Source organism: Paraglaciecola hydrolytica (assembly GCF_001565895.1).
GTDB lineage: Bacteria > Pseudomonadota > Gammaproteobacteria > Enterobacterales > Alteromonadaceae > Paraglaciecola > Paraglaciecola hydrolytica.
Genome location: NZ_LSNE01000002.1, coordinates 41,439 through 46,896 on the forward strand (window position 1 = coordinate 41,439; position 5,458 = coordinate 46,896).

Annotated in this window: 6 protein-coding genes and 1 pseudogene; all 7 read left to right on the forward strand. The window is 41.4% G+C overall.

The features are described 5' to 3' along the window. Positions 1-221: pseudogene (locus tag AX660_RS23255) on the forward strand (NAD(P)/FAD-dependent oxidoreductase); the annotation flags it as partial. 38 nt (positions 222-259) lie between these two features. Further along, positions 260-706 (forward strand): tellurite resistance TerB family protein, encoded by a 447-nt coding sequence (locus tag AX660_RS01080; RefSeq protein ID WP_068371258.1) that lies wholly within the window; start codon positions 260-262, stop codon positions 704-706. A gap of 431 nt (positions 707-1,137) precedes the next feature. Further along, positions 1,138-1,422, forward strand: coding sequence for an EF-hand domain-containing protein (locus tag AX660_RS01085; RefSeq protein WP_068371262.1), 285 nt, complete (start codon positions 1,138-1,140; stop codon positions 1,420-1,422). 82 nt (positions 1,423-1,504) lie between these two features. Further along, positions 1,505-2,911 carry a sensor histidine kinase gene (locus tag AX660_RS01090; RefSeq protein ID WP_068371265.1) on the forward strand — a complete coding sequence of 469 codons (1,407 nt, stop codon included), beginning with the start codon at positions 1,505-1,507 and terminating at the stop codon, positions 2,909-2,911. Further along, the gene (locus AX660_RS01095; RefSeq protein ID WP_068371273.1) at positions 2,908-3,495 is read left to right on the forward strand and encodes a hypothetical protein; all 588 of its coding nucleotides are present in this window, start codon (positions 2,908-2,910) and stop codon (positions 3,493-3,495) included. The genes AX660_RS01090 and AX660_RS01095 overlap by 4 nt, the downstream gene beginning before the upstream one ends. After that, a complete protein-coding gene (locus tag AX660_RS01100; protein WP_068371276.1) occupies positions 3,492-4,838 on the forward strand; it encodes a sigma 54-interacting transcriptional regulator in 1,347 nt (448 codons plus the stop codon). The genes AX660_RS01095 and AX660_RS01100 overlap by 4 nt, the downstream gene beginning before the upstream one ends. Before the next feature lie 132 nt (positions 4,839-4,970). Beyond that, positions 4,971-5,458 (forward strand): tRNA pseudouridine(38-40) synthase TruA (gene truA, locus AX660_RS01105; RefSeq protein WP_068372010.1); only part of this gene is annotated, 488 nt, incomplete at its 3' end.

Sequence of the window (5,458 nt, forward strand, 5' to 3'; positions counted from 1 at the left end):
CCCTAAAACAGTTTTTCGGGTTAGATCAGCAGGCAATCCTCTTTACTGAGGCGCACTTTTGGCGTTTTGCTCGGTCTGAAAGCGGGCAGGCAGCCTTAGGTATTATCCATCTGCAGGACAGTAATTTGATTGCTGGTGGGGACTGGAGTTTTGGGGCCTCTGCGCAAAGTGCTTTTAAAGCATCCCAAGAAATCACAGCGAAGGTGATGAAAATTCGATGAAAACACACAAGCTTAGTGAATAAGTTAGGAAATCTTTTATGTTAAAAAATATTCAAGAATGGTTTAAAACTCAAATCCAAAATACTTCAGCCAGTGAAGAGGTGAACACCATAGAATTAGCCACCGCCGTGCTATTTTATGAAGTGATGAGAGCAGACCGAGAGTTTACCGAGTTGGAACAAAGTAGTTATAGACAACAGTTGAACAAGCATTTTTCGTTAAGTGAAAATGAACTACAAACATTGTGTGATATGACAAAAGTTAAAGCTGAAAATGCGGTCGATTATCAGCAATTTACCAAAGTATTAAATGAGCTTTTTAAGCCTGAACAAAAACGTAGCATTCTTGATTCATTATGGACCTTAGCCTATGCCGATCACGTCTTAAGCCCTGAAGAAGATTATACGATCCGTAAAATTGCAGATTTATTGTACATTCCTCACAGCCAATTTATTCAAAGTAAACTTTCCGTACAACCCGACTAACGCTAGCTTCGATTTTTGTTGCTTATTTAAGACAGCCTAACTGATTGAAATATATAGAGTTGCAAATATCCATTTGGGCGTTGTCTGTTATAAGCGACATTAATTGCACTCTAGCAGCCATAAGTCGTGCTAGTTTCCACTTTTCGACCAGTAATTGGTTGTAACTAATTGATAAATATCATAAAAATAAAGTTGGCACAAAGACTGATATAGCTATCTATGTAATCACATTCATCCTGACTGGTTCCTCGGGATTTAATCAAGGACAGAGAGTGTGGTGAAGGACATAGACATATGCAGGGTTAGTTTATTGGCTGCAATGGCGTTTGCAACTGATAGTGTCTATGCCTTTTGATACAGGCGACGGTTTGTGTCTTTGCTGGCAAGGATGCCCAACTCAACTAGCCATTTGAAAGCTAAAGGAGAACATCATGGAAAAAACATATCGTGTTAAATCGTTGGTGATCAGCTCTTTATTTACTTTTTCTTTGTTTGTAGGTGCAAGTACTCGGGCAGACGAAGATCAGATCAAATTATTAGATTTAGACCAAGATGGTAAAATCGCGATTAAAGAAGCTGTTGCTGATCCTCATTTGCTTGCCTCGTTTGGTAGAATTGATACGGATGGTGATGGTTTAATCACTAGACTGGAATTAGAGCAAGCCAAATACGTCGAACAGAAATTTAATGTCCAGACGGTAAAAAATAAGCTTTGAAATTTATGAGAAAAGATCGACTTGTGCGATCTTTTTTTATTATGCTGCACGTCCTTAATTGAAATATCTGTCTGGAGTTGCAATGCAACTTGGTTCGTTACGTCAACTCACTCTGGTGAGTTTTGTTTTAGTGTTAGTGCCTTTGTTGATGTTGCTGACTTACAGCCAAATCACCTTAAGTAAAATGGGCCATATTGCCACCAGTGAAGCTGAATATTCTGTGGCTATTGTACGAAAATTGAGCCGGATGGAAAGTTTATCGGTGGATGTCGAACGGTTGTTTAGGCAATTCCACGTACTCAAAAATATCGCCCTAAAAAATCTGGCACAAAAATCTATTGAACGATTTGTTGAGTTACAAACGCCAGTATGTAGTGAACTTGAAGAACAACTTGTATGCCGCAATTTAACCGAAAGACTTAATTGGTTAGGGCAATATACAGGTGGTGAAGATCAGCTATTGCTAGATGCTCAGTTGGCGGAGTTTAAGTCAAGTCTGGAAGATCTATCCAGTCAGGTCGAAACTAAATTAGATATCCAGATCCTTGCCCAGCAAGATTACGTGACTTCTGTTTTGCAGGCGCAGATTTGGTTAACGGTGATCTTGGTAGGCGTGTCATTATTGCTTATTTTATTTGGTACTCAAGTCATCTTAAAACCGGTGGAGAAACTAGAGTTAGTGATAAAAGCAATCTCCAGACAAGAAGATAGTTTACCGACGGTATCCACCTCAGGCCCTAAAGAGTTGATTGTTTTGGAGCACAACCTACATCATCTTGCCGCGCGTTTGGAGCAACTAGAAAATTTGCGACATGCCTTATTAAGGCATGCCTCACATGAGTTAAAAACACCGTTGGCGAGTATTAAGGAAGGTTGTTCTTTATTAAGTGAGCAAGTCGTAGGGGAGTTAAATCCTCAGCAGGTTGAAGTGGTGTCACTGCTTAATAGTAGCACTGACAGATTAAATTTATTGATCATGCAATTATTAGATTACAACTTGTTGTTACAACAAGCCAAGCCGGTTTTTTCCGAGGTAGATTCAAACAACTTACTGCAAGAATTTGTCACTGATAATACTCTAGCTATTCAACAAAACAGTAATCCACTTGAGCTTAAAATAGAATTAGACAGTGTGTATGCGGACCCCAATTTGTTAAGACGGATTTTGGACAATCTTTTGTCTAATGCCCTTGCCCATGGCAGTAAAGGGCGGCCAATTACGGTGCACCTTTACGCTGAAGGGAATAAGCAGGTATTGGATGTTGCTAATCGTGGCCCCAAAGTACCAGATGAGCAGCGCCCTTTATTGTTTCAACCTTTTAGACGTGGACAAAGTAAACGTAATGACAGGGTAGTGGGCTCAGGTCTTGGATTATCTATCGTCGCTGATTGTGCCCGTATGATGCACGGTAAAGCGGAAATAGTGGATGTAGAGCAAGCTGATTTTTGTGTAAGAGTGACTATTCCCCGGAGTGAGGAAAATATATGACATGGCGTGTTGGCTTAGTTGCAGTCTCATTGTTAACCCTCAGTGGTTGTGAATTAATTGGCAATAGAAAAGGAGCAGATAAAAAGGTTGAGATGACTGAACAAGCAGAAACAAAAGATGACTTTTGTATTTCCTCAGTGACAGAAATTGCACTAGAGGAAAATTGTAATATGGCTTTTTGGTTGAATTACTGGAGTGACATAGAAAACAAAACGTGGCCACAACGAAAAATACAAATCGAAGCATTAGGTCATGACAGCAGTTCAATTTTGAAAAAAATATTATTAAGTCAAGGTAAGGCCACTCCTTATCAAGATAGGTTACGGGCACAGGGCTGGATTGAAAGTTTGTTACCTAGGCTGAGTCGGCCAATGCGTAATTTTATGTCAGTGGCAATATATCAACCGAGTCAAGAGTTGTTAGAAATGGAATCAGCCTTGGTCAGTTTAAGTCGCATAAGTACTGATAGAAGTAAGCAGAATGATGAATACAAAATATTGATTGATAAGCAAAAAAGTCAAATAGAACAACTATTGAAAATAGAAGCGTCAATCATAGATAAAGTGAATGGAGACAAGTTATGAGCCAAGCGGAAATCGTGCAACCCAGTATATTATTAGTTGATGATGATGAAAGTCTGTTGCGTTTAATGACAATCCGTTTACGCGGTGAAGGTTACGCGGTGCAAAGTGCTGAAAGTGGCAAAGATGCACTGCGTTTACTCAATACTCAAAACGTCGATGTGGTACTAAGTGATTTGCGCATGCCTGGCTTGGACGGCCTGAGTTTGTTTGAAGAAATTATGGCGATTGGCAAAGATATTCCGGTTATTTTAATGACTGCCCACGGCACCATTCAAGATGCGGTAGAAGCCACTCAACGTGGGGTATTTGGTTTTTTAACCAAACCCATAGATCATGATGAGCTTAGAGGACTATTAAAAAAGGCGGTTAGCCAAACCCAAACCCTGCAAAAAGGCGAGTGGTGTGAACAAATCATCACACGCTCACTGCACATGGAACAGTTATTAGATCAGGCTTATCGTGTGGCGCAGCGCGATGTTAGTGTTTTGATCAGTGGCGCCAGTGGTACAGGTAAAGAGTTGTTGGCCTCAGCTATCCATAAAGCCAGTAAACGTGCGCAAAAACCCTTTGTAGCAATAAACTGTGGAGCCTTGCCTGAAAATCTGCTTGAAAGTGAATTGTTTGGCCATGCCAAGGGCTCGTTCACCGGAGCGGTGAATGAACACCAAGGTTTGTTTAAAGAGGCGGATGGTGGCACTTTGTTTTTGGATGAAATTGGCGACATGCCTATTTCTTTACAAGTCAAGTTATTACGTGCTTTACAAGAGCAGATGATCCGTCCGGTAGGTAGTAGCAAACAGATCCCAATTAACGTTAGAGTGATCTCTGCTACTCACCGTAACTTAACCACTGAAATGAGCGAGGGAAATTTCCGCGAAGATCTTTATTATCGTTTGAACGTAGTAAATATTACTTTGCCTAGCCTGCGCGAACGTGCAGAAGACATTCCCTTATTAGCTCGTTATTTACTGAAAAAAAGTGCTGAAAAACATGAAGTTAAAGTCAGTCGTTTTTCTGACGACGCGATGCAATTATTAACCACCTGTTTGTGGCCCGGCAACGTTCGCCAGTTAGTTAATGTGGTCGAACAATGTGTGGCACTCACACAAACCTCAGTGATCGCCTCACATTTAGTTGAACAAGCCTTGTCTGCCTCTGAGCAAAAATGGCCAACACTGACCGAAGCGCGTGATGCCTTTGAACAACAATACCTGCTTAAACTGTTAAAAATGACCGACGGTAATGTGACCCGCGCAGCCGAGTTGGCTGGACGCAATCGCACCGATATGCACAAACTCATGAAAAAACATGAGCTACATTCTGGTGATTTTAAACGGGAATAAGGCTTATGGCGGGATTTGAATTTTCTATCAGATCCCGCAGTTTTAAATATTCATACTCATCAAAGCGCTGGTTTTTACCCTGAACTTCCTTACAATACCCCCCATTTTGCAGTTAAGGAACATTTCGACGTAATGCGTATTGCTTTGGGAGTGGAATATGACGGTAGCCGTTTTTATGGCTGGCAACGTCAGCAAGACGTTATCAGTGTGCAGCAATTATTAGAAGAAAGCTTAAGTAAAATTGCTAATCACCCCGTTAAGGTAACATGCGCAGGACGTACAGATGCGGGTGTACATGCGACGGGGCAAGTGGTGCATTTTGATACACCAAATGAGCGGCATCGTAGTGCCTGGACGATCGGCATCAATGGTTTTTTACCTGATAGCATCAGCGTTCGCTGGTTCAAAGAAACCTCGGATAATTTTCACGCACGTTTTTCCGCTACCGCCCGTCGTTATCGTTACATCATTCATAACAGTACCTTACGCAGTGGCATATTAGCGGGAGGGGTCACCACATTTTTTGCGCCACTTGATCATGAGTTAATGCATGAAGCCGCCCAGTATTTAGTGGGCCGTCAGGACTTTAGTGCATTCCGTGCGGTAAATTGTCAGGCTAA